We start from the raw sequence: 23,010 nt of genomic DNA on the forward strand, positions 1-23,010 counted from the left end.
AGTTGAAGTAAAAGTAGGATTGAGTAACGTCGTAAATAACAGCATGATAAATAAACTTTCCTGAGCGTTTGGGAAGCCTAGCCAACCATCATTATTGGAATGATCCATGTTTACTGTTTTTTCTCGTTGGTATCAAGAGCGCTTTAGTGATCCACAAGCGGTGACCTTAATGGCTATCCTTGTTGGGTTCGCGTTAGTGATTTATTTTGCTGCAGGTTTACTTGCCCCCTTGTTAGTCGCGCTGGTATTGGCATTTCTATTGGAATGGCCCGTGGCACAAATGCTTAAATTGGGCATTAATCGCACCGCTGGTGCATCCTTAGTTATCGTGTTGTTTTTAGGCATTGTGGTCCTACTGACGTTTGGCTTAATTCCGAGTGTGTGGCGCCAAGGCGTGAGCTTAATTGCCGATCTGCCGAGCATGATAGATAAAGGGCTGCTGACAATACAAACCTTGATCAATCAATATCCGCAATTTATCAATCCAGAGCAGTTAGATCTGATGGTCGGAGAGCTTAAAAAGCTGCTCGATACTCAGCATGTGCTGGATATTGCTAAGCAATTAATTGGCTACTCAGCTTCTTTACTTGTCTTGATGGTGTATGCGATTTTAGTGCCTTTGCTGGTGTTTTTCTTTTTAAAGGACAAAGACCAACTGATCAGCGGCAGTAAGCGCTTTTTCCCCGCCAATCGCCAGTTAGCCCGCAAAGTATGGTTTGAAATGCATCAGCAAATTTTCAATTATATTCGCGGTAAAGTGATTGAAATTGTGGTTGTTGGCGTCGCGACCTATATCTTGTTTGCCGTAATGGGACTGAGATATTCAGTGTTGCTCGGGGTGTTGACTGGGTTGTCGGTATTGATCCCCTACGTTGGTGCAACCTTAGTCACCTTACCGATCACCTTAGTGGCATTTTTTCAGTGGGGTTTTAGTTCTGAATTTGGCTATTTGATGTTGGGTTACGGCATCATTCAGGCGCTCGACGGTAATTTACTCGTGCCGATTTTGTTCTCCGATGCTGTGGATTTGCATCCGGTGATCATCATAGCGGCAGTATTAGTCTTTGGCGGTTTATGGGGCGTGTGGGGGGTATTCTTTGCCATTCCATTGGCCTCGCTGGTCAAAGCCGTGATTAACGCTTGGCCTAAAACTGAGGTTGAAACTCTCCATGGACTGGATGCGAGTTGATGCCGACTCGCTGAACGGTTTGCTGAGCTTGTCCTTGTGAGCATTGAGTTCTGTCATGGAACTCAGTGCCTGAGACGAGTAGGGCGTTCAGGCGCCACATTTAGGCACCATATATAGGCGCCATGTTTCGTCTCCATTACACATATTCATCAATCACTCGCTATATTTCCTGTTTAGCGTTATTGCCTTCGGGTTTGTCATTTGTCTTCAAGTCCCTTGAATAGAGCCCATATTGTCTAATTCAGGCTTTTTATTTTGTCCTTAGTCGCTTTAGGGATTTACATTATGTAGCCTCTAGGTTAGGCATATGTAAAACTCTTATATAAGCATGTGGTTACATGATGCAGCGCACATTTTACCCTTGAGTATGTTGATAAAGTTGGGGTGCTTAGCATGGGTTTGCTTATTCATACATCCTTAGCTAAGTTATATCGAGTCGTGCTATTTACTTTTGGTTGCGAGATGGAAGTCACCCTGACAAGAATTTCCACTGACAATCGCCATTGGAGGATACTATTGTGAGCAAAAAACTATTAAGTGCGCTTTTCGGGGCTAGTCTCGCAGCGTTAGCGCTGTCGCCAACCGCATTTGCTGCAGATCAAAAATTGTCTGATTTCCACGCTGAGTCGGGTGGATGTGAAAGCTGTCATAAAGATGGTACACCTTCTGCGGATGGTGCCTTTGAATTTGAACAGTGTCAAAGCTGTCACGGTTCTCTTGCTGAGATGGACGCTGTTCATAAACCACATGACGGCAATTTAGTCTGTGCAGATTGTCATGCGGTGCATGATATGAATGTAGGTGAAAAACCTACCTGTGAAAGCTGCCATGATGATGGCCGTACACCTGCGACTATTCTGAAAAAATAATCAAAAAATGTTAGAAACGTTGGCGCAAGCCTTCAAGTCTAAACAAATAACGCCAGCAAATGCTGGCGTTATTTTTATCATTAAACTAAACGATTACTCGTCTTTTGGCTGACCTTGGATGATCTTCTTGCCAGAGAACATGGCTGAAATAATCCCAGGTTGACGTTTAACTTCGGTATAAACCACTGCGAATACATGCAGTAAAATCAGTAGCATAAGTAGATAAACCGCATAAACGTGAACTTCACCGGCAAGTCCCTTCAGCGGTTTAAGCGCATCCGCTTTCTCGGTATTCACCCCAGTGGCATCATAGGGTTTTAAGCTTGCTGGATCGACATTGGTATCGGCCAGATAGCTTTGTACTGCACTACCCAATGGCGGGTAGTAAATATCTGTTCCTGCGCGTAAAAGCCCAGTTACCATGATAGTAACTAACAGCAGCATAATGCCGAGGACAGCAAATTTGCCTTTAGGATTATGGCCTAAATACTGCGGATTTTTACCCGCGGCCAGTTCTGACTTATAGGTCATTAACTCATTTTTGCTATTGGCATTGGGAAACATATGGCTGAAACGCGCATATTTGTTACCGACAAAACCCCACACAAGGCGAATGATGAGGTTGATTGCAAACGCATATCCTATGCATACGTGTAAAGTTTTTAAGCCAATTTTGCCGGTTAACTCAGTGATGCCCAACTCAGTGCGATACATCATGATGCCACCCACTAATATGAGTGCGAGCACGAGAATGACATTTATCCAATGGAATAATCGAGTCGGTTTGTCCCACACAGGGTAGGATTTGACTTCAAGCGCGGTGGGTTTACTGCTGGACATGGAATTTCCTTATTTTTTGTGTTGATATGATCTTACGCTTTTATCTAAAAATTTCAGTAATTTTTTTCAGTTTCAATTAAGACTTCTGATTGATAGTGGATTCAACGAAAGTGTTAGAAGTTTTTGATTTGCGTACGGTAAATATTTTTCACGTAAGTCTTTTTAATCTGTTTTATCTAATGCTAATATCGTCACCACGATAGACTTGGAAGTCTATTGAACGGATGTTGAAGTTGTATTGAGAGGATCTTAGGTTCTCAAAGTGAATAATCGTTAATCAGACAGGGAGTGAGCAGGATGTTCAAAATATTACATTGGATTGTAGTGTCACGATCGCAAGTATTAATGGAACTGCTAGCAGGACGTTGGCCACAGGAGTTTCTCGTTAAGTTGACGCAAGTCAGCCCAGATGAGATGTGTGAACAAATCAAGGATAATCATGCCTCCATGGTAGTGATTGATTTAGCGACTGTTGATCTTCAAAAAGCCCATCAATTTCAGCGTTTACTTGCCCGTGAACAACCAAGTGTACGAGTCGTCTATTTACAATTCCCTAAACAAGTGGATGCGCGCTTTTTAATGCAAGCTGCCACGACCGCAGGGGTGTTTTATCTCGATGCGGGTTTAACTGAGATTAGCCTAGGATTCTCGAATATTTTACGAGGCCATAGGGTGATCCCAATTCAACTCGTCAATGGGGTGAACGATGACTTTGGTTTGTTCGAAGATACTGAACCGCTGACGATTCGTGAGCGAGAAGTATTACAAGCCCTCTTAACGGGTAGCACTAACTTAGATATTGCCAATCAGTTGTTTGTCAGTGAAAGCACGATAAAAACCCATTTGTACCGAGTATTCCGTAAGATCGGTGTGTCGAGCCGTGGTCAAGCGATCGCGTGGGCGCAAACCTATTTGCACGATGTGGTGGTTTAAGTCTGTATTAGCACTGATAGAAGACACTGATTTGGCAAGGGAATACTGATCTAGACATAGATGTGTTCGTTTGGATATTAGTACCTAAGTTAAGTGTTATCTCAGAAATGATAAAAGGGGCTTTTGCCCCTTTTGTTTTTCTTAAAACCTGTCTAATCAAAACGTTAAATTAACGTCCTAACCAAGCCGCGAGTTTAGTCTTGTCGCTAATCGCTAGGGCGACAGTGTCCTTAGGCGCGGCAGTTATCATCAATTCACCCGTCATCAATTCATCCCGTCTAAACCAATGTAGATTCAAGGATTCACCCAGCGGATATTGCTGTAGCTGCGACTCAAATTGCGCGCTGACTTGCAAGTTATCGACGGCGATTAAGATATCTCCCGCACTTAACCCCGCAAGGTGGGCAGGGCTGCCTTGGGTAACGGTCACCACTTTCAATCCCATCGGCGCCGCTTGAGTTTTCGCGCCAAAGGCAATGTCATAACCTTTTGCTTGCCCGCCGCCCACATCCTGCGGACCTTGGCTGGCTCGAAGGTTAAACTCGACACCAAATTCGGCGAGTAGCGGAGCCAGTGGGATATCGTCGGTGTTATCTAAGTAGGCAAACAAATCGTGGCAATCACGACCAAGGAGTCGCTCGACAATCGCTTGGTGACAGCCGTCAGTCGTGCCTTTGTCTTGCAGAGCATATTCCTGCCATAAAATCTGCATAACATGGTCGAGATTGTATTTGCCTTGGGTTTCACTGCGCAGGGTTAAATCTAAGTACAGCGCAAACAGCGCGCCTTTGGTGTAATAACTGATGATGGCGTTTTGCGCGTTTTCATCCTGCTTATAGAACTTAGTCCAGGCATTAAAGCTTGAATCTTTAACACTTTGTTTAAAGCGTCCTTGGCTGCGATAGACGCGGGTGAAGGTTTCACTCAGCATATCTAAATAGCTGTGTTCATCTACCAGTCCGGCGCGATAGGTAAGGAAGTCATCATAATAGGAGGTGATGCCTTCATAGGCCCACAGTTGCGGCGTATAGGTTTCAGCCTCAAGTTTATAGGGTAAAAAGCACTCCGGCTTAATCCGCTTCACGTTCCAGCTGTGGAAATACTCGTGGCTGCACAGGGATAAATAAGTGCGATAGTCGTTATTAATTGGTGCATTGAGCGACAGCGGTAAGTCCTTGCGTGAACACATTAATGCAGTAGAAGCTCTGTGCTCTAACCCGCCAAAACCATTGTCTAATACTGTGGTCATAAACAAATAACGTTTGAAGGGGGCAGGTGCACCAAAAAGATTGATTTGATACTCACAAATGGTTTTTAAGTCTTGGCAGAGCCTTGGCATGCAAGCGCGGTGGCGGCCATTGAGTACGATATCGTGTTGGACGCCGCAGGCATCAAAACTGGCTAAGGTAAATAAGCCCATTTCCACTGGATGATCGATAAGCTCGTCATAGCTTGTGGCACTAAATTGGCCGAAGGCAAAGTCGTCACCATTGATGCGGGTCATGCTCGTAGCAACGCGCCAGTCACTTAATGTGGGCTCAGAGGGCGGTGACATAGTGACAGTGAGGGTTTGTTGTTCAAAACCGTGGGCGGATAAAAACACGCTACTGCCGTTAAAGAAGCCGTGGGTTGTGTCCAAATGCGCAGTGCGCACCGACAGATCCCAAGCATACACTTGATAAGTCAAAATGATTTCGCTGCTATTATTGTCAACCGACCAAGTTTGCTTATCTAGCTGTATGAGCTTGAGCGTTTGGCCATTAGCATCTTGTGCCTTGAGTTCAATGATATTTTTAGCAAAGTCACGCACCATATAACTGCCAGGCAGCCAAGCGGGGAGGCTAAAGACCTGCACAGGCTTGGGCTGGGATAATGTCATAGTGACTGCGAATAAATGGGCTTTCGGATCGACGGGGATTATCTGGTAATGGATCATATTTATCCTGCAAAACCTGAGTATTTTAATGGTGGCCATGCTGCCAAAAATGCCTGCAACTGGCAAATGAAAAGCAAAATATCTACAGACACAAAGCGTTGAATTGCTAGTATACTATGCCAACTAACCCAAGGAGGACGCCCCATGGCCGAAGAAACGATTTTCAGCAAAATTATTCGTCGCGAAATTCCCGCGGATATTCTGTATCAAGATGAACTTGTGACTGCCTTTAGAGACATTTCCCCTAAGGCGCCAACCCATATTTTGATTGTGCCGAATCATTTGATCCCAACGGCGAACGACATGAAAGCCTCTGATGAGCCGGTACTTGGCCGCATGATGACAGTTGCCGCTAAATTGGCGACGGAAGCGGGTATCGCTAAAGATGGCTACCGACTGATCATGAACTGCAATCAACACGGTGGACAAGAAGTCTATCACATTCATTTCCACCTTGTGGGCGGGGAGCCTCTGGGGCCCATGTTGAGCCAAGGCAAATGAAGGTAAATTCGGATTTTTTCCCGCTGACCCAAATGGCGCAGCGGTTTGTGGATCAACTCGCTCAGTGTCGTCGTCTCGGTTTAACGGTACTGGAGGCGAGCGAGCACCATGTGTTGATTGAGTTGCCCTACAGCACTGAATTAATTGGCTATCCCGATACGGGGGTTATCCACGGCGGAGTCATTACCACCTTAATGGATACCGCCTGTGGCAGTGCAGTGGTCAGCGCGATATTCCATAAATTCAAATTGTTAGAAATCTCACCGACGCTCGATTTGCGGGTGGATTATATGAAGCCCGCTCAGCCCCATAAACCTGTGTTTGGGTTTGCGGAATGCTACAAGTTGTCTTCCAACATTGCCTTTACCCGCGCGATTGCTTATCAAGACAGCATAGATGATCCTATTGCCCATGCTGTTGGTTCCTTTATGCGGATCAGTCCAGAAATGGTGGGTGATGCCTTTAGACAAGCGTTAATGGGTGAGGCCGTGCCTGGGATAGGAGACACTGATGAGCGCAAATAATTCGGAACTTGGCACCGCCAGTGCCACTCAACACGCCCAAGTAAAAGCGCCTATCGATGTGCAAGGCATTGTTAAACGCGCGACTGAGCTTAACGATTTCGGTCATTTACTTGAGCACGTCCCCTATGCCAAATTTATTGGGATGAAGGTTGAGCGTTTTGGTGATGAACTGATTTTTAAACTGCCTGCTAAGGACGACAATATCGGTAATCCTGTGTTGCCAGCGATTCATGGCGGCGTCATTGCAGGTTTTATGGAGATGTCGGCGATAGTGCAGTTAATGGTCTTTATGCAAACAGCCAAAGTGCCTAAAGTGGTCGATTTTTCCATCGACTATTTACGTGCAGGACTGCATAAAGATAGCTTTGCAGAATGTCGCATTACCCGTCAGGGGCGACGAGTGGCCAACGTGAATATCGATTGTTGGCAAACCAATCGTAAGCAGCTCATTGCTACGGCACGGGCGCACTTCCTGATTGATTAACCCGTTTTAGTGAGCAGATGTTCGAGTGATGATTAAGTCTGTCTTATTAAGCATAAGTTCAGCACAGTTCGATTAGCTTGTCGTTTAATGGGAAATGATGCGCGCTGGCCGCGCATTTTGTCGCGTGACTGGGAGAAAGAGATGAAAAAAATTTATACAGGACTATTATTGGCCGCGGCGCTGACCTTAGGTGCTTGTGCCTCACATACCGCAGGTATTTCAGTGAGTTCGCTCGGTGAAACCCGCGTCGATAATTCCAGCTTTGCCCGAGATATTGGAGTTGAAAGTGTGGATGCACGCCGAGTTGGCGATTTAGTGCAGGGTTCAGCGCTGATTGTTAGCAAATCATCAACTGACATGCGTGTGCAGTATAAATTCACTTGGTACGACGCCAGCGGCTACACCATAGAAGATGAAGCGACGAGCTGGAAATCGGTCAAGCTGCATGGCAAGCAACAATTGCAAGTCGCCGCCGTGGCGCCCAATGCCCAAGCGGTTAAATTTGATGTGTACGTGCGCGAAACTTTTTCGAATTAAGCCTGAAGTTCGCCCTGATAATGCCAGCTATGCTGGCATTTTTCATTTTATGAGGTAAATGTGTCATCCCATCCTATTACTCATGTATACTAGGCGTCGCCAAGGGGTGTTTGCAGCGAATTAATTTACGTTGATTACTGCAAACTGAGATGTCAGCTGACGAACCCTTAGAACCTGATCCGGCTAATACCGGCGTAGGAATGGGCCAATCAACAGCACACTTCTGAATCGCTTATTCGTTGCCGGATCTCAAACTATGTATTTGAGGTCCTATGTTAAACAGTAAAACGCTAAACAGTAACACGTCAAAACGTCATTCCCCATTTTCAACCATCACACCCAGCTTGTTTTTAACCCGAGCGCCGCTGGCGTTAGCCATTGCTACCGCGCTGAGCACTTCTGCATTTGCACAAACCGATGCTATCGATAAACCCGATCCCAGCACTGAGATGGAAGTCATGGTGGTGACGGCGGATTTTCGCAGCTCAAGCTTAGAAAAAATGCCTTCCAGCATTACCGTTATCGACAGCCAAAAAATTCAAGATGAAAGCGCGCAGCACTTTGAAGATCTGCTTAATTCAATCGCCAACTTTAACTGGTCAGGTGGAAGTTCGCGGCCGAAGTATTTTCAAATTCGCGGCGTAGGTGAGCAAGAGCAATACCAAGGTGCACCTAATTCTTCTGTGGGTTACATCATAGATGATATCGATTTATCCGGTATTGGCATGGTGTCGAGCATGTACGATCTACAACAGGTCGAAGTGCTACGTGGACCACAGGGCACACGTTATGGCGCGAATGCCTTAGCGGGACTGATTTATCTGAAAAGTAACGACCCCACCGATGTGTTTGAACATGGTGCAGAAGTCTCGTTAGGTGATGATAATTTACGCACGTTTAGCGGTTTCAGTTCAGGCCCATTAACGGATTCTGGCAAGCTGCTTTATCGCGTGTCACTGCAGCAACATCAACAAAATGGTTACCACGAAAACCTCAATTTAGGTCGTGACGATACCAATGGCCGCGATGAGTTCAGCGGCCGCGCTAAGCTGCGCTGGTATGCGACTGACGATTTGCAGTTTGATTTAACTGTGCTGCACGCCGATTTTGATAATGGCTATGATGTGTGGAGTTTAACCAATTCACCGACCCAGACGACATCGGATCAACCGGGTGTCGATAGCCAGCGCACCACAGGTGCAGGCTTTAAAGCGACCTATTCTGGCGCTGAAACCTTTGAGTTGACCTCGTTAACGTCCTTTGCGAATACCGATCACCATTACAGTTACGATGGCGATTGGTCGAACCCAGAGTATTGGGCTTCTAAGCAATGCAGTGAGAATAGTAATCTGGCGCCATGCCAATATGATTATTTTTGGGATAAAACTGGCCAACGTAAAACTGTGTCGCAAGAGTTTCGCTTAAGTTCTACCGAGCTGGGCCGAATCTTTGCGGACAGTACAGATTGGTTGCTTGGTGTGTACGGCATGAATCTGAAAGAAGATAACCAATTGTATTCTGAGTACAATACTTGGCCGGATGAAGTATTAGACTCTGAGTATGAAGCGACGAACTATGCCTTGTTTGGTCAGCTCGATACGGATCTGGGCTCAGATTATGCCTTATCTGTGGGCCTACGTTTAGAGCGCCGTAACAGCCATTACTCAGATACGAATAACGATAATTTCGACCCGAGTGAAACCATGTGGGGCGGTCATATTGCAGTGAGTAAAGTGCTGAATGACTCGCACAACGCTTATGTTCGTGTCGCGCGCGGTTACAAGGCGGGCGGTTTCAACATGACTTTACCTGTCGAATTGAACGATAAAAAAGAGTTTAGTACTGAGACGCTTTATAACTATGAAATTGGCCTTAAATCCCATTGGTTAGCGGGGCTTATCGATACTAATTTGGCGCTGTTCTATATGGACAGACAAGATCAACAGGTGGCGGCATCCCAGCAAGACCCTGATAAACCGCAGCGTTTTATCTTGTTCACCGAAAACGCTGGTAGTTCTAATAACTATGGTGCTGAGTTAGATGCGACCTGGTATGCCACGGATAATCTACAAATTTACTCAAGCTTAGGTTGGTTAGAAACGGCCTACGGTGACTACCAGTATCAGGATAAATACGGCACTGAGGTCGATTTAACTGGCCGCGATCTGGCTCATTCACCACACTTTACCTACAGCATTGGCGGGACTTATCGTACCAATTCGGGCTGGTTTACTAACCTAAACCTGAGCGGTAAGAGTGAGTTTTACTATTCCGACAGCAATGAATCCCGTTCTGAGCCTTACACTATCGTCAATGCCCGCGTGGGTTATGAGGCGAGTGCATGGTCAGCCTATTTATGGGGCCGTAATTTGTTTAATGAAGAATACGGTGTGCGCGGCTTCTACTTCGGTAACGAGCCAGATAATGGCTGGGCTGAAAAGCAATATATTCGTTACGGCGATCCGCGTCAGATTGGCGTAACTTTTAACGTTAAGTTTATGTAAAAGCTGATGTAATGGCACATATCACTATGAGCCTATTGGGCTAGCTCATGGCTAAGCTGTAGTCCAGTGTAAGGGCTACAGCTTCTCTCAAATTTAAGGAATTAAAATGAAACTGACCGCAGAAATTAGCATGTATCCCTTCAATGAGAACTACCTCGATCCGATTAAGTGGTTCATTGGCCGGGTGGATAGCTATCCTCATATCGAGCGCGTGACCAATGCGATGGCAACACAAGTGTGCGGCGATTATTTAGATGTGATGACTATGCTGGCGACCGAGATGCAAGCTGCGCATGAGAAGTGGGGCAAGGCAGTATTTGTGTGTAAGTTTATCGGTGGTGAGCTTAATTTAGCCCACAGCGAATAACGCTTTACCGTCACATACGCGATAAATAGGCAGTGAGAACAACACAATGACAGATTTATGGTTAACCTTGGTCGAGAGTATGAATGCGGCCTTCGGTGAAGTCCATGTGATGACCGCATGGGAAGCTTTGGCGGTATTGCTAGCCATGGCATATCTACTGCTGGCGATGAAGGCGAGCGTCTGGTGCTGGGCGGCGGCCTTTGCCAGTACCGCCATTTACACTGTGTTGTTTTGGAAGGTGTCGTTACTGATGGAGTCAGTGCTGAATATCTATTATATGGCGATGGCGCTCTATGGATATTGGCTCTGGACCCAGGGCGGCGATAAACATCAAGGGGTCAAAGTGACCACTTGGCCGTTGAAAACTCACTTGAAACTGATCGCGGTGACAGGCGTTATTTCGTTATTAGTCGGTCACGGCATGGCGACGTATACTCAGGCCGCATTCCCATATTTAGATGCGGCCACGACCTGTTTTGCTGTGATGACGACCTATTTAGTAGCGAAGAAAGTACTTGAAAATTGGCTCTATTGGGTCGTTATCGATATAGTGTCGATTTACCTTTATCTCAGTAAAGGCTTGATGCTGACCTCGTTATTATTCGTACTCTATGTGGGGCTTGCTGTAGTAGGGTATTTCCTGTGGCGCACTGCGTTAGCCGACGCCCGTGAGGCCAATGCCTTGAAGTTACTCAGTTAATGCTCGATGTAAACGCTGCTAAGCAATACTCAGCGGGCGAATCATTCAACGCACTCTTGCCCATACTCAAACGAGCTGGGCTGGAGCAAGTACTAAGTATTTGCGAGCTTTCGGGCGGTTTGAGTAATCATAATTATAAGATCACTACGCCTGCAGGCAGTTATGTGCTGCGGGTCAATGCCGATGCGGCGGACAGTTTTTGCACCCGCGAGCAGGAGCGTTTTTACTGGCAACAACTCGCCCAAGCTAAACTTGCTCCTGCACTGCTGTGGGTGAGTGACGATGAGCGCTACTACCTCAGTGATTTTATTGAGAGTGACCTTATTGAGAGTGACTTTATCGAGTGTGACCTTATCGAAAGTGCTGTAGCGAGCGTTGCAGAGTGTGCGGCAATTGAACACAATATGATTGACAGCGAACGCTTTCAACGTAAACGCTTCATCCATTGGTCTGCCTTAGAGCGCCAAACCAGTGCCGCTGATTTTATGCTGGCGCAAGTGTCTTTGGGCATTTTACATCACGGCGATTCACAACAAGCTTATTTAAATCCTGAACCGCCAATAGAGCAAGATAAGCATCCCAACTCAGCTGCGCATTTACTGCTTGAATTATTGCTACAATTGCGGGAACTGCCCACAGGTTCTTATGCCATTAGTGTCACAGAGCAATGGCAGGAATATCACCAGCAGATGCTTGCCTATCAGGCATCTCTTGCGCTCACGCACGATTGGAGTGAGCGAGTGGCTAAGCTGCTTGGTATTCAAATCGACATCAAACATTGGTGTAATGACTTAGCGGCTTGTTTAATTAAACCGCAGTTTTGCCATCGCGATCTTAATCCCCACAATCTTTTACTCAAAAACAACCGCTTGTATTGTATCGATTTTGAGTATGCGACGGCGTCGCATCCACTGTGTGAGTTAGCCGTAGTGTTAGCGACCCATGCGTTAACGCCAGCCCAGCAAAACGAGTTAGTGACGCAGTATCTGAGTGAACATCCCTATGTCACGTCCCACGCCGTAGCGGCCGTGCCTGCCGCCATTGACATGTACTGGGTATTTGCTTGCTACTGGGCATTATTGATGGCAGCGCAAACGGAGGCCAGTCGTAGCGCCGACTATCTCGCATGGTTTGATTGTTTTTGGCCGCTCATCACCCAAGCATCATAACGATTAGCTGCACGATTGGCGATTTAAAGCAGGCAAAGTATTAACATATTAAAAACCTTTATTAGACAAACTAGTTTGATATAAGAGGCAACTTTATATAGGCTCAAGCGTTATATTAGCAACAGTTCTAGGATGGATGATTCAGAATGAAAAAAGGCGTGATGCTACTTGTGTGTCTCTTAGGCTTAAGCGCCTGTTCCACTAAATTCAGTTACCATTTCCTCGATTGGGCCATCGGTTGGGAGCAAGAGGACTACGTTACTTTAGATAAACCACAGCAAAAGGCATTTGACGCCCTCATTGAAAAATTTGTCCTGTGGCATCAATCCAAAGAATTGTCCCACTATGTGGTGCAATTAACCGAAGTCGAAAGCCTCATCAAAACCAATACCTTAACACCAGTATTATGGGCCGAGCATGTGGAGATTGCTAAGCGGCATTGGTTTCGTTTGTTTGAGTTTGCTTTGCCAGAATTACTGCCCATCATCATGTCCTTGTCAGATGAACAGGTGAAGCAAATCCTCGCCAAATTACGGCAAGATGAGCAGGAGCTTGTCAAAGAGTTTGCCGGCAAAACTCCAACGCAGTTACAAAAAGAGGCCGACGAAAACCTTCAAGAGCAATTTGATGACTGGCTTGGCAGTGTGAGTACAGAACAGAAAGTGCTTATTCATCAGTATAATCAACAGCGTTTATCCACCTTAGATATGTGGCTCGAATACCGTCACGAATGGTTACGTCAGTTTGAGGTTGCCCTTGGGCAGCGCGCCGACAAAGCGCTATTAACTGAGCGTTTGACCCTGTTGATGACGCAGCCCGATGAGCTTAAGTCTGAGCAACATAAAGTGTTTTTACGCAAAAATACTGAGGCATTTGGGACCTTACTGCTGGCGATGAACACGAGTTTGTCGGAGAAGCAGTCGAAACATTTTTATAAAAAGTTAGGTGGACTCATTCAAGATCTCACTGAGCTTAATCAAGAAGCCATTGAAAAAGAGGCGAGTGCAAAAAAAGCCTAGCTCATGAAAGATTTATTGGCTTGCTAGGGTCTATTCCTGCAAGTAAATTCATCAGTCAAAGAGAGACACTATGCCACTTGCATCCCTTTACCAAAAATTGCTCAATATGAGTCGCTATTTCGATGGTTTAGCGCCATTAGCCCTCAGGATTTACCTTGCGCCCGTGTTGATGCAAGCGGGTTATAACAAGCTCGCCCACTTTGACGATACGGTTGCTTGGTTTGCCAATCCCGATTGGGGTTTAGGCCTGCCAATGCCGGCGGTAATGGCAGGATTGGCGGCGGGAACCGAGTTCTTTGGCGCAATCTTATTACTGCTTGGGCTTGCGACTCGGCTGATTTCTATCCCTTTGATGGTCACTATGTTGGTGGCTGCATTTACTGTGCATTGGCCAAATGGCTGGTTAGCGATTGCCGATGGCAGTTCTTGGCTTGCCAACGACAGAGTGCTTGAGGCTGGGGATAAACTGGCGAAAGCCAAAGAAATATTGCAGGAGCACGGTAATTTCGACTGGCTAACCAGCTCAGGTAACTTAGCTGTGCTTAATAATGGGATAGAGTTTGCGGCAACTTATTTCATTATGTTGTTGGCACTCTTCACCTTAGGCGGCGGTCGTTACACTAGCCTAGATTATTTTATCGCTAAGCGCTGCGGGGTTAAGTAAGCCTTTTATAAAGAGTCCTCGATTTTTAAGCGCAGTCAAAGTATTAAATCCCACCCATGCGGTGGGATTTTTTTATGCCTCTTTGCCTGCAATTTGCTATGCTTGAACGCAATTTATATCGAACTAGGATAAGAACTTGGACGCTATTGAACTTTTGCTCACCCGTCAATCGACCCCGCGATTAATCGCTCCCGCTCCCGATGCGAGTCAATTGAAAATCATCTTAGATGCCGCAATTCGTGTGCCAGATCATGGTGCCTTAGCCCCATGGGAATTTATTATTGCTACAGACCAAGGGTTAAACACCTTAGCCGATATCTTTGTTGAGGCGGCTAAAGCGAGTGGCGCCGATGAGGATTTCGTTAATAAAGCTAAGGGCATGCCAATGCGAGCACCTATGGTGATTACCGTGGTGGCGAAAACGCAGCAACATCCTAAAGTGCCAGTACTTGAACAACAAATTGCAGCGGGCTGCGCAACGATGGCGATGCAACAGGCTGCTTTTGCCTTAGGTATAGGTGCTGTATGGCGCACAGGGGATTTTGCCTTCGATGCCAATGTGAATGCTGCCTTAGGCCTTGAGCCACACGATCAAATCGTCGGCTTTTTGTATGTCGGTACGCCAGCGGTTGTGGCACCCCAAAAACCGCAAAAGGACGGCAGCCAATACGTCCGTTATTTATGAAAAATAGTTTATAAAAAAGTTTAAAAACATTTTGAAAAACTTTGTCTATTTCTAGTGGAGAAATCCTATGCAAGTGGCGCGTACTCCTCGATTAATTCTGCGGCAGTTAACCCCAGCCGATGCTTCATTTATGTTAGTCTTGCTCAATAGCCAAGGCTTTATTGAGAATATTGGGGACAGAGGAGTACGTACGCTTGTGCAGGCCAAGGATTATATCCTCAATGGACCGATGAAAAGTTACGCCGATTGTGGTTTTGGCTTTTACGCCGTCGTGCTTGCAGAGAATGGATTCACTATTGGCATCTGCGGTTTAATCAAGCGGCCGACGCTTGATAATGTCGACATAGGTTATGCATTTTTGCCGCAATATTGGGGTAAAGGTTATGCATTCGAAGCCGCGAAAGCCGCTTTTGACTTAGGTAAAAGCTTAGGTATTGAGCGTATTGTCGCGATTGTGAGCGCCCATAATGGTGCTTCAAAGGCATTGCTGAACAAACTTGGATTACAGTTTGAGCAGTGTTTACAGCTCAGCCCAGATGATGAGCCTGTTGAACTGTTTAGCTAGTCATAACTTATTGTTTATATGAGTTTTTATTTTATTGTAATTCGGCGTTCTTTACTCTAAAATTCCGCAAAATTTACTGTCGAGATATGGCAATCATATCTCTTATTGACGCCCCTCGAAAATCAGGCTCACTTAATCCCTCCTTGAGCCCTTGAGTACAGCAAAAGCGTAGCCCTTTTATTGGATGTAGCATAATGGTTTCGCAATTAAGTGAAGCAATGCTGGACGTGATCGCTGATGCCTTGGTAGACAAAGGCTATATCTTTTTATCTGACTTAGTTCCCAACCATATTAGCCAAGTGCTATTGGAAAAAATTCAATCGACGCAAGCACATGAGCTAAAAGCCGCATCTATTGGCCGTGGCGCCGAGCAACAATTAAATCCCGATATTCGCCGCGACAGAATACAGTGGCTAGAAGAGCACAACGAGCCCGATGCCCAATATCTTGAGCTGATGACGCAACTCAAAAATGGCTTGAATCGTCGCTTATTTATGGGGTTATTCGACTATGAAAGCCACTATGCGGTATATCAGCCTGGGGCATTTTATAAAAAGCATGTCGATGCGCTAAAAGGCAGTCAAAACCGCATCCTAACCACAGTGTTTTTCTTAAATCCTGACTGGAAAGCGGCAGATTGTGGCGAGTTGATTATCTATGATGAAGCTGACATTGAGATTGAACGCATCGCACCTAAAATGGGCCATTTTGTGATTTTTCTCAGTGAGCGCTTTCCCCATGAAGTGACTAAAACCTTGGCCCAGCGTAATAGCATTGCGGGTTGGTTTAGGGTCAGTAACAGTGTGCATGGCTTTTAACTTTAGCGTTTAACTATGATTTTTAACTATGGCTCTAACTTCAGTTTTTAACTTCTACTGATATCAAACACCTAAATGCCACCCACAGGTTTAGGTGTTTTTGCTCTTGATTGTCGCTTTGGGTCATCACTAATCACTAATCACTAATCACTAATCACTAATCACTAATCGCGACTGCGCAATGTCATTGGCTATTTCTCGGATATTGATTGGCCATTTCGTGACTTATTCTTCCGCTGCAGTATTTATCCCAATCTGATTTAACTGCCTTCTACTCATTTTTTCAAATTTTTTGACACTCTTAAGCTTTAGGTAATCTAAGCCGCCGACAATGGGATAAATTTGTCCAATCATGCTGAAAATAGGGTGTTTTTTTATTCTCGTTTAATGTTAGGCTAGATAAAAATGTGCGCAACAACACACTTTTCAATCATCTAACGGAGGCGAGACTGTGGGCTGTGAAGATAACTTAGGTTGTTTAACGGGTGAGTATATTGTGCTTGAGCCCTTATCTCTGTCCCATGTGGCAGCATTGAGTTTAGCTGTGACAGATGGTCAACTTTGGCGTTTGTGGTTTACTAGTGTGCCAGAACCCGCCGAGGTGAAGTCCTATGTGACTAAAGCCCTCGAAGAGAAAGCGCGGGGTCAGAGTTTTCCCTTTGCAGTGCGGGATAGAGTGAGCGGTGAAATTGTCGGCTGCACGCGCATTTGCAACTGGGAGCCTGAAAATCGTCGTCTTGAAATTGGCTACACTTGGTATGCAAAACGTGCCCAGCGCACGGGGATCAATACCGAAGCTAAGTTATTGTTATTGAACTTTGCCTTTGAAACCTTAGATGCCATTGCTGTTGAGTTTCGAACTCACTGGCATAACCAAGCCTCCAGACAAGCGATTGCGAGACTGGGTGCTAAGCAAGATGGTGTGTTGCGTAATCACAAAATTCTTAAAGACGGCACAATTCGCGATACTGTGGTGTATTCCATTATTGATGCTGAGTGGCCAGCGGTGAAAAACAGTCTGCAATTTCGATTGCGACAACGACCGCCAACACTCTAACGATAAAAAGGAAAGGCCCATGGCAAGCATTATAACTCGAGCAGATGTGACTCATGCCCATGAGGTTGCAGTGTTATTCAATGAGTACCGACAGTTTTATGGGCGCAGGGATGATGTAGCGGCCGCGGAGCAGTTTATTCATGCAAGATTGTTAGATGAGTCATCGGTAATATTTATTGCCAAAGATAATCAAGGGCTTGGATTAGGCTTTGTGCAAATGTATCCCAGCTTTTCATCGTTACGTATGGCTCCAATGTTGATCCTCAATGATGTGTATGTGACTCAACATGCTCGATGTGTCGGTATTGGGCGAGCGCTAGTGCAGCAGGCCGCCAGTTATGCCAAAGCGCATAATATGAGTTATTTGATGTTAGAAACACAGCAAAAAAACCAGCGCGCGCAGGGCTTGTATGAAGGCTTAGGCTTTGTGCGTAACCAAGATTTTTATATCTACGAGCTTGAGATCCACCGAGGGCTTGAGTAGGTTTATTTATGGCGATTAAAAGGAAAAGTAACATGTTAACTCAGGTAAAAACGTTAGTATTAGGTGGTTTAGTATTGAGTGCCAGTACTGCAGTTTGGGCTGATGAAGCAGAAAAAGCGTTTAGTAAAGAAGCCATTGAATGTGCCGCTTACTATCAAATTAGCTCAGAAGCCATTGGGGCGATGAATGCACCACAAATGCAGGCCGTGGGTGAGCGTTTAAAAAGCTCTAAAATTGAGTCTGAGAATTTAGCCAAGAAATACAGCTCTGAAGCTGAGGTGACTCAAGCGGTTGCCGCTGCTAAAGCGCGTCAAATCGAAAGCTTAGGGGGCTCAAGTAACTTAGGTGCGTTAATGGGTAAATATAAAGAAGAATGTAAAAACCTATTAGCCGATCCGCAAAAGCGTTTAGATTATTGGACTATGGCAACTATGTAGTCGCAGGTTTTAGTCAGTACAGGTTTTTAAGCATGTGATTTTAAGCATTGTGATTTTAAACATGTGAAGTAAGGGAGCCTAAGGGCTCCTTTTTGCGCTAAGAACTTAGCACTGGGTTGCGCGAGTTCATTTTATCAGGCCCATGTGTGTTAGTTGCGGTCCGGTTGACTCAATGATTCTTAGCCAGCTAGGTTATTTTCGTTACGCTGAAACTCAACCGGAGTTTTCAGGGTCTTATCGCTAGGGTTGCGATTCTCGTTTTGTTTACGCATTGATTTTCAAACACCATCAAATATGAGCACTAACTAGGAGCAGTATGGTTTTAACATTAATGGCAGCGACTGTCTTGAGTGCTGGAGTCTGTGGATACCATTTAATCTATGGTAAACGTGTTCTATTGGCGCCGTTGTTAAAGGCAAATGTGTCCCAGCAGAGCAAGCAAATGTTGCGCTGTTTATTTCACTGTCAGTCAGTGTTTTTTGTGGCCTCAACTGCGGTACTTTTAGCCTGCGCACTTAAGGTGATCCCAGGCATGTATGCCTTTAGCTTATTGTTATTTCTTGGGATGAATTACGGGATCTTCGCAATTTGGCAGTTTTACATTGCCACTTTGAGCCCGCCAAATAGTGGCCAGATGATCATAGTGCAAGCCTTAATTTTCTTGTTGATCGGCACTTTGGCTATGTTGGGACCACTCTTGTCCGTCGCCTAAATCGCTGATCGCACTTGGATAGTCATAGCGCTTGGATAATCGTCGCGCTTAGATAAATCCTCGCTCTTGGATAGTTATCGCGCTTAAAGCGTTAACGGCTTGAAGAAACTAAAAGCGAATTATTGGCTCGACTTAATCCCGTATTGGGCGGCGAGTTCGGCCAGTTTACCATTGTCGATAAGCAGCTGAACCCAGTGTGAAAGCTTTTTAGCATCGAGTGATGATCTGAGGCTAAGTAAGATGCCGTTATCGTACTCTTGGTCCCATTTGTCTGAGATTAAAAGTAAATGCCTGTCTTGTGGATTCACCTTTAAATAATACTGCAAATAGGAATGAGTGACGGGCGCTATGTCTGCCCGTTCGCGCAGAATGCTTTCGATAGAGGCCCTGTTGTTACTGACGAACAAGGGGCGAAATTGCTTTGCCAACTTGTCAGCATCGGTTTCAAAGTGGGCAAACTGATAGTGATAGCCCTTAACGAATGCGACTGACTTATTGGTTAAGTTTTTGAAATAATTTTGATTATGGGCTTTGGCCTTAAGCGCAATAAACACTTCCCCATCTATCATGTGTAGTGGAATAAACTGATCCGCTATTTTCTGCCATCCCCAAGCGGGATTCTCAAATATCATCATGTCGAAGCGACCTAAGGCATAGGCTTTATATCTGTGCTCAACACTGGTGACGGTAAATTCAAAAAACACTTCTTGTTGTATTTGATTCAATGCATTAATGATATCGAGGGTGAGGCCAGTGTAGCGGCCATCTTGTTGTAGATTCACATAGGGAGAAAATTGATAACCACCGACATGAATGGTCGGTATTGTGTTGGGCGCTGTTGTATTGGGTACTATTGTATTAGTTGCTGTGGGCGACTGATTGTTATCTTGGGCGATAGCGGCCGAAAATACGCTGATCCCTAAAATGAAACTAAAGAGTAGACGATACAACTGTCTTATTACCATGGTCACCCCTAATCATGCCAAAGGTTAATGATTTTTTACAAGTATACACAATTTAATTTACTCAACGCTGTCGATATTGTGCGAATTTTGAATAGGTCATAGTAAGCTAGCGCAAACAGGATGAGGGAGAACTCACATTGAGCCAGATAAAATCTCAAGTGTGTGGCTGGGTTGAACAGGGACATATCACGCAAGAGCAAGCGAATACGCTTTATCGGCAGGTCACAGTGTTGCCAGATGCGTCGAGCTGGCGTGGCTTAATCGCTAACTTATTACTCTGGTTTGGCGCCTTGAGCTTTGCCTCTGGGGTAATTTTTTTCTTTGCCTACAATTGGCAATCCCTCGGGCGTTTTGCCAAATTTGGCCTTATTGAAGTGGCGATAGTGCTCGCCATCGGCGCATTTGCTTGGCTCTATTATCGTGCTAATTCCCTTTCAGCTGCTTCCCATTCCCATAGTCATAGTAACCAAAGCAACGACAGTAGATTTGGTGGGACGACAGCCAATGGTGTGTTATTGGCCGCGAGCGTATTGGTGGGCGGCTTATTAGCACTGGTTGGGCAAACCTATCAAACGGGCGCCGATCCTTGGCAGTTATTCGCCCTGTGGGCGTTAGTGATTTTGCCTTTCGCTTGGGTGGCGGGATTCGATGGTTTATGGCTGCTGCTGGTGGGACTTATTAACCTAAGCATAGGGATATTTTTAGATTCCTTTTCCCATTTATGGGGAGCCTTCTTGGATGAACAAGGCCAACTGCTGATTTTTATCTGTTTGAATTTAGCTATCTATTACGCTTTTGTTTTTCTAGACCGCAACGTCGTGGGGCGCTGGCATGCGCCAATTCTCGAATATGCGTGTTCACTGTTTGCGATGGGCTGTTTTACTTGGTTAATCACTTGGCTGATTTTCGATGATTTCTTTAAAGGTGATGGCTTTAGCACTGGTGTCATTAGTGGTTATCTTGCCCATCTAGTGTTGGGATTCGTTATTTTTCGCTATCGATTACCGCGTATTTATCCCTTGGCCTTGGGCGGTTTTAGCTTGATTGCCGTGGGCGCTGCGTTACTGATACGGCTGATGTTTGAGGACAATGATCCCATAGGCGGGTTTCTGTTTATTGGGCTTTATATCATTTTAGCAAGCACAGGCTTGAGTATTTGGTTAAAGGAACTGAGTCGCAAGCTTAAACCACTGTCAGAATCAGAGCTTGAGCCCGCAGCGAGAGCGACCCAAGGGAAAGTGGGAGACATTCATGAGCAACAATAATGGCTTACCGGATGGCGACATGGTGACCAATTCTTTAACGAGTTCAGTAGCGACTCCTTTAAAGTCTCCTTCAAAAGAGAATGCCGCTTTAATTGATGCATCGGGTGAATCCAGTCTGATAACACTGTGGCAATCTTTGTATGCCGAGGGCAAAGTCAGTACGCCCCAAATGCCAGAAAACCAGGATATTCCTTGGTATATTGCCGCTATGCAGGCCTTTGCCGCTTGGATAGCCGCTTTGTTTCTATTGGGTTTTATGATGGCAGCATTTGGCGCTATTTTTGAGCGGGTAGGTGAGGGCGTCGCCTTATTTATCGGCTTAACCTATTTAGCCGTGGGCATTGGGTTGTATTTTTTGCCGCGGCAACAGATCTTCATTGAGCAATTTGCTTTTGCCGCCTGTTTGAGTGGTTTAATCAGTGTGGCTTGGGGATTCTATGATTTAATCGACAATGATTTTAGCCTCAACTGGTATCTGTGTATGGCGGGTATTCTCTTGCTGTTGTGGGGTTTAATTGCCCATGGATTAGCCCAGTTTGTGTTCGCGTTTGGCTTAAGTTGGTGCGTGATTGGCCTCATGGCTAAGTTCGAATGGCTCAATGTCTGCCCAAGTCTGTTTGCCTTAATCATTAGCCTAGTGTTGTTCAATATCAATCGGTTCGGACGTCATTACCGCCGCGCGCGCATGCTTATCTACGGTTTTGCACTGGCATTAATTACATTGCAACTGATGCATGCCTTTAGCATGGACAGTATTTTTGAAGCCTTATTCAGTCCTTGGCAGCAAAGTCTGTGGTTCACGCTTAGCCATCTGTCGATTATTTTCGTTATTTGCGGATTGTTATTGATCAGCGTACTTCGCGAACGCCAACAATCACTCAGCTCAATGGCGGCGATAGGCTGTTTTCTCGGTTTAATGGTTATTAGCGGTTTATCTTTACCCATGCAGGGATTATCGACGGCTATCCTATTGATCTTGCTTGGCCATTATTGCAATGAGCCTTGGCTAAAAGGCATGGGAATTATGTCGGCGCTGCTGTTTGTCAGCGGATATTATTATTCCTTAGAAACAACACTACTGCTGAAATCTGCTTATTTGATGGGTTTAGGCGCGCTGCTGCTGGTGGCAAGGATGCTGGTGTGGCGGTTATTTCCTGCCAATGAAAATGCCAAGGAGACTATGTGATGGGAAATGTGATGGGAAAACTGGCGGCTTCACATAAATGGGCGCTGGGCATAGTACTTTTTACGACCGTTGCGATTCTTGCTGGCGTGAATTGGCGCATTTTCAAATTCGAACAACTGCTTAATCACGGCCAAGTCGTGCGCTTTGCATTAGCGCCAGTCGATCCGCGCTCGTTAATGCAGGGGGATTACATGGCGCTGGAATATGCCATTGCCCGCGATGTGCACAGCGCCTTAGCACCGCAACAAATGCAAGGGCAGTTGTTGCTGGCACTAGATGAGCAAAAAGTGGCGCGTTTTATGGATTTTTATACCGACCAAGCGCTCGGTAAAGATCAGCTGCGGGTGCAATTTCGTGTTCGTGGTAATCAAATCAAGCTCGCATCGAACAGCTTTTTCTTTGAAGAAGGGCAAGCCGATCATTTCAGTGCGGCTAAATACGGCGAGTTTAGGGTGAACGCCCAAGGTGAGTTACTGCTGGTCAGTTTACTCGATGAAAAACTTGAGCCCTTATAGCCCTGCGTCGGGGCTTTCATTCATTGGCTCTGCTTATTCTGTTAAGAGCGATTTATCCCCATCACATTGATTATTTCTGGCCGCA

At 45.6% G+C, this 23,010-nt stretch carries 26 protein-coding genes and 1 riboswitch; of the genes, 23 read left to right on the forward strand and 3 right to left on the reverse strand.

Going from position 1 to position 23,010, the window contains the following annotated elements; genetic code table 11:
• The first annotated feature begins 106 nt into the window (after positions 1-106).
• Together BM607_RS03855 and BM607_RS03860 are read left to right on the forward strand one after the other, a co-directional pair.
• A complete protein-coding gene (locus BM607_RS03855) occupies positions 107-1,189 on the forward strand; it encodes an AI-2E family transporter (RefSeq protein ID WP_071938844.1) in 1,083 nt (360 codons plus the stop codon).
• Positions 1,190-1,707: 518 nt separating this feature from the next.
• Entirely contained in the window at positions 1,708-2,058 is a 351-nt protein-coding gene (locus BM607_RS03860) for a cytochrome c3 family protein (RefSeq protein ID WP_006081299.1), read from the forward strand.
• Between the two features lie 93 nt (positions 2,059-2,151).
• Here BM607_RS03860 and BM607_RS03865 read toward each other — a convergent pair whose 3' ends face one another.
• Positions 2,152-2,898: a cytochrome b/b6 domain-containing protein gene (locus BM607_RS03865; RefSeq protein ID WP_071938843.1), complete on the reverse strand. Its 747-nt coding sequence runs from the start codon at positions 2,896-2,898 to the stop codon at positions 2,152-2,154.
• Between the two features lie 297 nt (positions 2,899-3,195).
• Here BM607_RS03865 and BM607_RS03870 point away from each other — a divergent pair, with 297 nt between their 5' ends.
• Positions 3,196-3,831, forward strand: coding sequence for a LuxR C-terminal-related transcriptional regulator (locus BM607_RS03870; protein WP_006081301.1), 636 nt, complete (start codon positions 3,196-3,198; stop codon positions 3,829-3,831).
• A gap of 169 nt (positions 3,832-4,000) precedes the next feature.
• Here BM607_RS03870 and BM607_RS03875 read toward each other — a convergent pair whose 3' ends face one another.
• Positions 4,001-5,767, reverse strand: a complete 1,767-nt coding sequence (locus tag BM607_RS03875; RefSeq protein WP_071938842.1) for a PDZ domain-containing protein — start codon at positions 5,765-5,767, stop codon at positions 4,001-4,003.
• A gap of 144 nt (positions 5,768-5,911) precedes the next feature.
• Here BM607_RS03875 and hinT point away from each other — a divergent pair, with 144 nt between their 5' ends.
• From hinT to BM607_RS03960, 17 genes are all read left to right on the forward strand, one after another.
• Positions 5,912-6,268, forward strand: coding sequence for a purine nucleoside phosphoramidase (gene hinT, locus BM607_RS03880; RefSeq protein WP_071938841.1), 357 nt, complete (start codon positions 5,912-5,914; stop codon positions 6,266-6,268).
• Positions 6,265-6,792 (forward strand): PaaI family thioesterase, encoded by a 528-nt coding sequence (locus BM607_RS03885; protein WP_071938840.1) that lies wholly within the window; start codon positions 6,265-6,267, stop codon positions 6,790-6,792. Before hinT ends, BM607_RS03885 begins: the two co-directional genes overlap by 4 nt.
• Positions 6,779-7,276 (forward strand): PaaI family thioesterase, encoded by a 498-nt coding sequence (locus BM607_RS03890; RefSeq protein ID WP_006086342.1) that lies wholly within the window; start codon positions 6,779-6,781, stop codon positions 7,274-7,276. Before BM607_RS03885 ends, BM607_RS03890 begins: the two co-directional genes overlap by 14 nt.
• Positions 7,277-7,417: 141 nt before the next feature.
• On the forward strand, positions 7,418-7,813 hold the full coding sequence (locus BM607_RS03895) for a YcfL family protein (protein ID WP_071938839.1): 396 nt from the start codon (positions 7,418-7,420) through the stop codon (positions 7,811-7,813).
• A 92-nt stretch (positions 7,814-7,905) separates the two neighbouring features.
• Positions 7,906-8,031, forward strand: a riboswitch (TPP riboswitch).
• Between the two features lie 54 nt (positions 8,032-8,085).
• Positions 8,086-10,317 (forward strand): TonB-dependent receptor, encoded by a 2,232-nt coding sequence (locus tag BM607_RS03900; RefSeq protein ID WP_071938838.1) that lies wholly within the window; start codon positions 8,086-8,088, stop codon positions 10,315-10,317.
• Between the two features lie 106 nt (positions 10,318-10,423).
• Positions 10,424-10,684 (forward strand): hypothetical protein, encoded by a 261-nt coding sequence (locus BM607_RS03905; RefSeq protein WP_006081308.1) that lies wholly within the window; start codon positions 10,424-10,426, stop codon positions 10,682-10,684.
• Between the two features lie 46 nt (positions 10,685-10,730).
• Complete coding sequence (gene pnuC / locus BM607_RS03910) at positions 10,731-11,384, forward strand: nicotinamide riboside transporter PnuC (protein ID WP_012196928.1); 654 nt, start codon at positions 10,731-10,733, stop codon at positions 11,382-11,384.
• Positions 11,384-12,553 (forward strand): phosphotransferase, encoded by a 1,170-nt coding sequence (locus BM607_RS03915; RefSeq protein WP_071938837.1) that lies wholly within the window; start codon positions 11,384-11,386, stop codon positions 12,551-12,553. The genes pnuC and BM607_RS03915 overlap by 1 nt, the downstream gene beginning before the upstream one ends.
• 146 nt (positions 12,554-12,699) lie before the next feature.
• Complete coding sequence (locus BM607_RS03920; RefSeq protein ID WP_071938836.1) at positions 12,700-13,572, forward strand: DUF6279 family lipoprotein; 873 nt, start codon at positions 12,700-12,702, stop codon at positions 13,570-13,572.
• A gap of 70 nt (positions 13,573-13,642) precedes the next feature.
• A complete protein-coding gene (locus BM607_RS03925) occupies positions 13,643-14,236 on the forward strand; it encodes a DoxX family protein (RefSeq protein WP_071938835.1) in 594 nt (197 codons plus the stop codon).
• Positions 14,237-14,372: 136 nt separating this feature from the next.
• On the forward strand, positions 14,373-14,921 hold the full coding sequence (locus tag BM607_RS03930) for an NAD(P)H nitroreductase (RefSeq protein ID WP_011846586.1): 549 nt from the start codon (positions 14,373-14,375) through the stop codon (positions 14,919-14,921).
• A gap of 67 nt (positions 14,922-14,988) precedes the next feature.
• The gene (locus BM607_RS03935; protein ID WP_071938834.1) at positions 14,989-15,486 is read left to right on the forward strand and encodes a GNAT family N-acetyltransferase; all 498 of its coding nucleotides are present in this window, start codon (positions 14,989-14,991) and stop codon (positions 15,484-15,486) included.
• Positions 15,487-15,680: 194 nt separating this feature from the next.
• Positions 15,681-16,304 (forward strand): 2OG-Fe(II) oxygenase, encoded by a 624-nt coding sequence (locus tag BM607_RS03940; protein WP_006086350.1) that lies wholly within the window; start codon positions 15,681-15,683, stop codon positions 16,302-16,304.
• Positions 16,305-16,755: 451 nt separating this feature from the next.
• Positions 16,756-17,361, forward strand: a complete 606-nt coding sequence (locus BM607_RS03945; RefSeq protein WP_071938833.1) for a GNAT family protein — start codon at positions 16,756-16,758, stop codon at positions 17,359-17,361.
• Between the two features lie 19 nt (positions 17,362-17,380).
• A complete protein-coding gene (locus tag BM607_RS03950) occupies positions 17,381-17,845 on the forward strand; it encodes a GNAT family N-acetyltransferase (RefSeq protein ID WP_006086352.1) in 465 nt (154 codons plus the stop codon).
• 32 nt (positions 17,846-17,877) lie between these two features.
• Complete coding sequence (locus BM607_RS03955; protein WP_012088930.1) at positions 17,878-18,282, forward strand: hypothetical protein; 405 nt, start codon at positions 17,878-17,880, stop codon at positions 18,280-18,282.
• 316 nt (positions 18,283-18,598) lie between these two features.
• Positions 18,599-18,994 (forward strand): hypothetical protein, encoded by a 396-nt coding sequence (locus BM607_RS03960; RefSeq protein ID WP_006081319.1) that lies wholly within the window; start codon positions 18,599-18,601, stop codon positions 18,992-18,994.
• 119 nt (positions 18,995-19,113) lie between these two features.
• On the opposite strand, the gene BM607_RS03965 is transcribed toward BM607_RS03960, so the two are convergent.
• Positions 19,114-19,959: a transporter substrate-binding domain-containing protein gene (locus tag BM607_RS03965; protein ID WP_012587850.1), complete on the reverse strand. Its 846-nt coding sequence runs from the start codon at positions 19,957-19,959 to the stop codon at positions 19,114-19,116.
• A 137-nt stretch (positions 19,960-20,096) separates the two neighbouring features.
• On the opposite strand from BM607_RS03965, the gene BM607_RS03970 reads away from it, so the two are divergent.
• From BM607_RS03970 to BM607_RS03980, 3 genes are read left to right on the forward strand one after another with little or no spacing between them, the layout of a single operon-like run.
• Positions 20,097-21,224 (forward strand): DUF2157 domain-containing protein, encoded by a 1,128-nt coding sequence (locus BM607_RS03970; protein ID WP_071938832.1) that lies wholly within the window; start codon positions 20,097-20,099, stop codon positions 21,222-21,224.
• Positions 21,211-22,410, forward strand: a complete 1,200-nt coding sequence (locus BM607_RS03975; protein WP_071938831.1) for a DUF4401 domain-containing protein — start codon at positions 21,211-21,213, stop codon at positions 22,408-22,410. The genes BM607_RS03970 and BM607_RS03975 overlap by 14 nt, the downstream gene beginning before the upstream one ends.
• Complete coding sequence (locus BM607_RS03980) at positions 22,410-22,925, forward strand: GDYXXLXY domain-containing protein (RefSeq protein WP_071938830.1); 516 nt, start codon at positions 22,410-22,412, stop codon at positions 22,923-22,925. Before BM607_RS03975 ends, BM607_RS03980 begins: the two co-directional genes overlap by 1 nt.
• Positions 22,926-23,010: the final 85 nt, after the last annotated feature.

It is taken from the genome of Shewanella sp. SACH (assembly GCF_001887095.2).
Classification (GTDB): domain Bacteria; phylum Pseudomonadota; class Gammaproteobacteria; order Enterobacterales; family Shewanellaceae; genus Shewanella; species Shewanella baltica.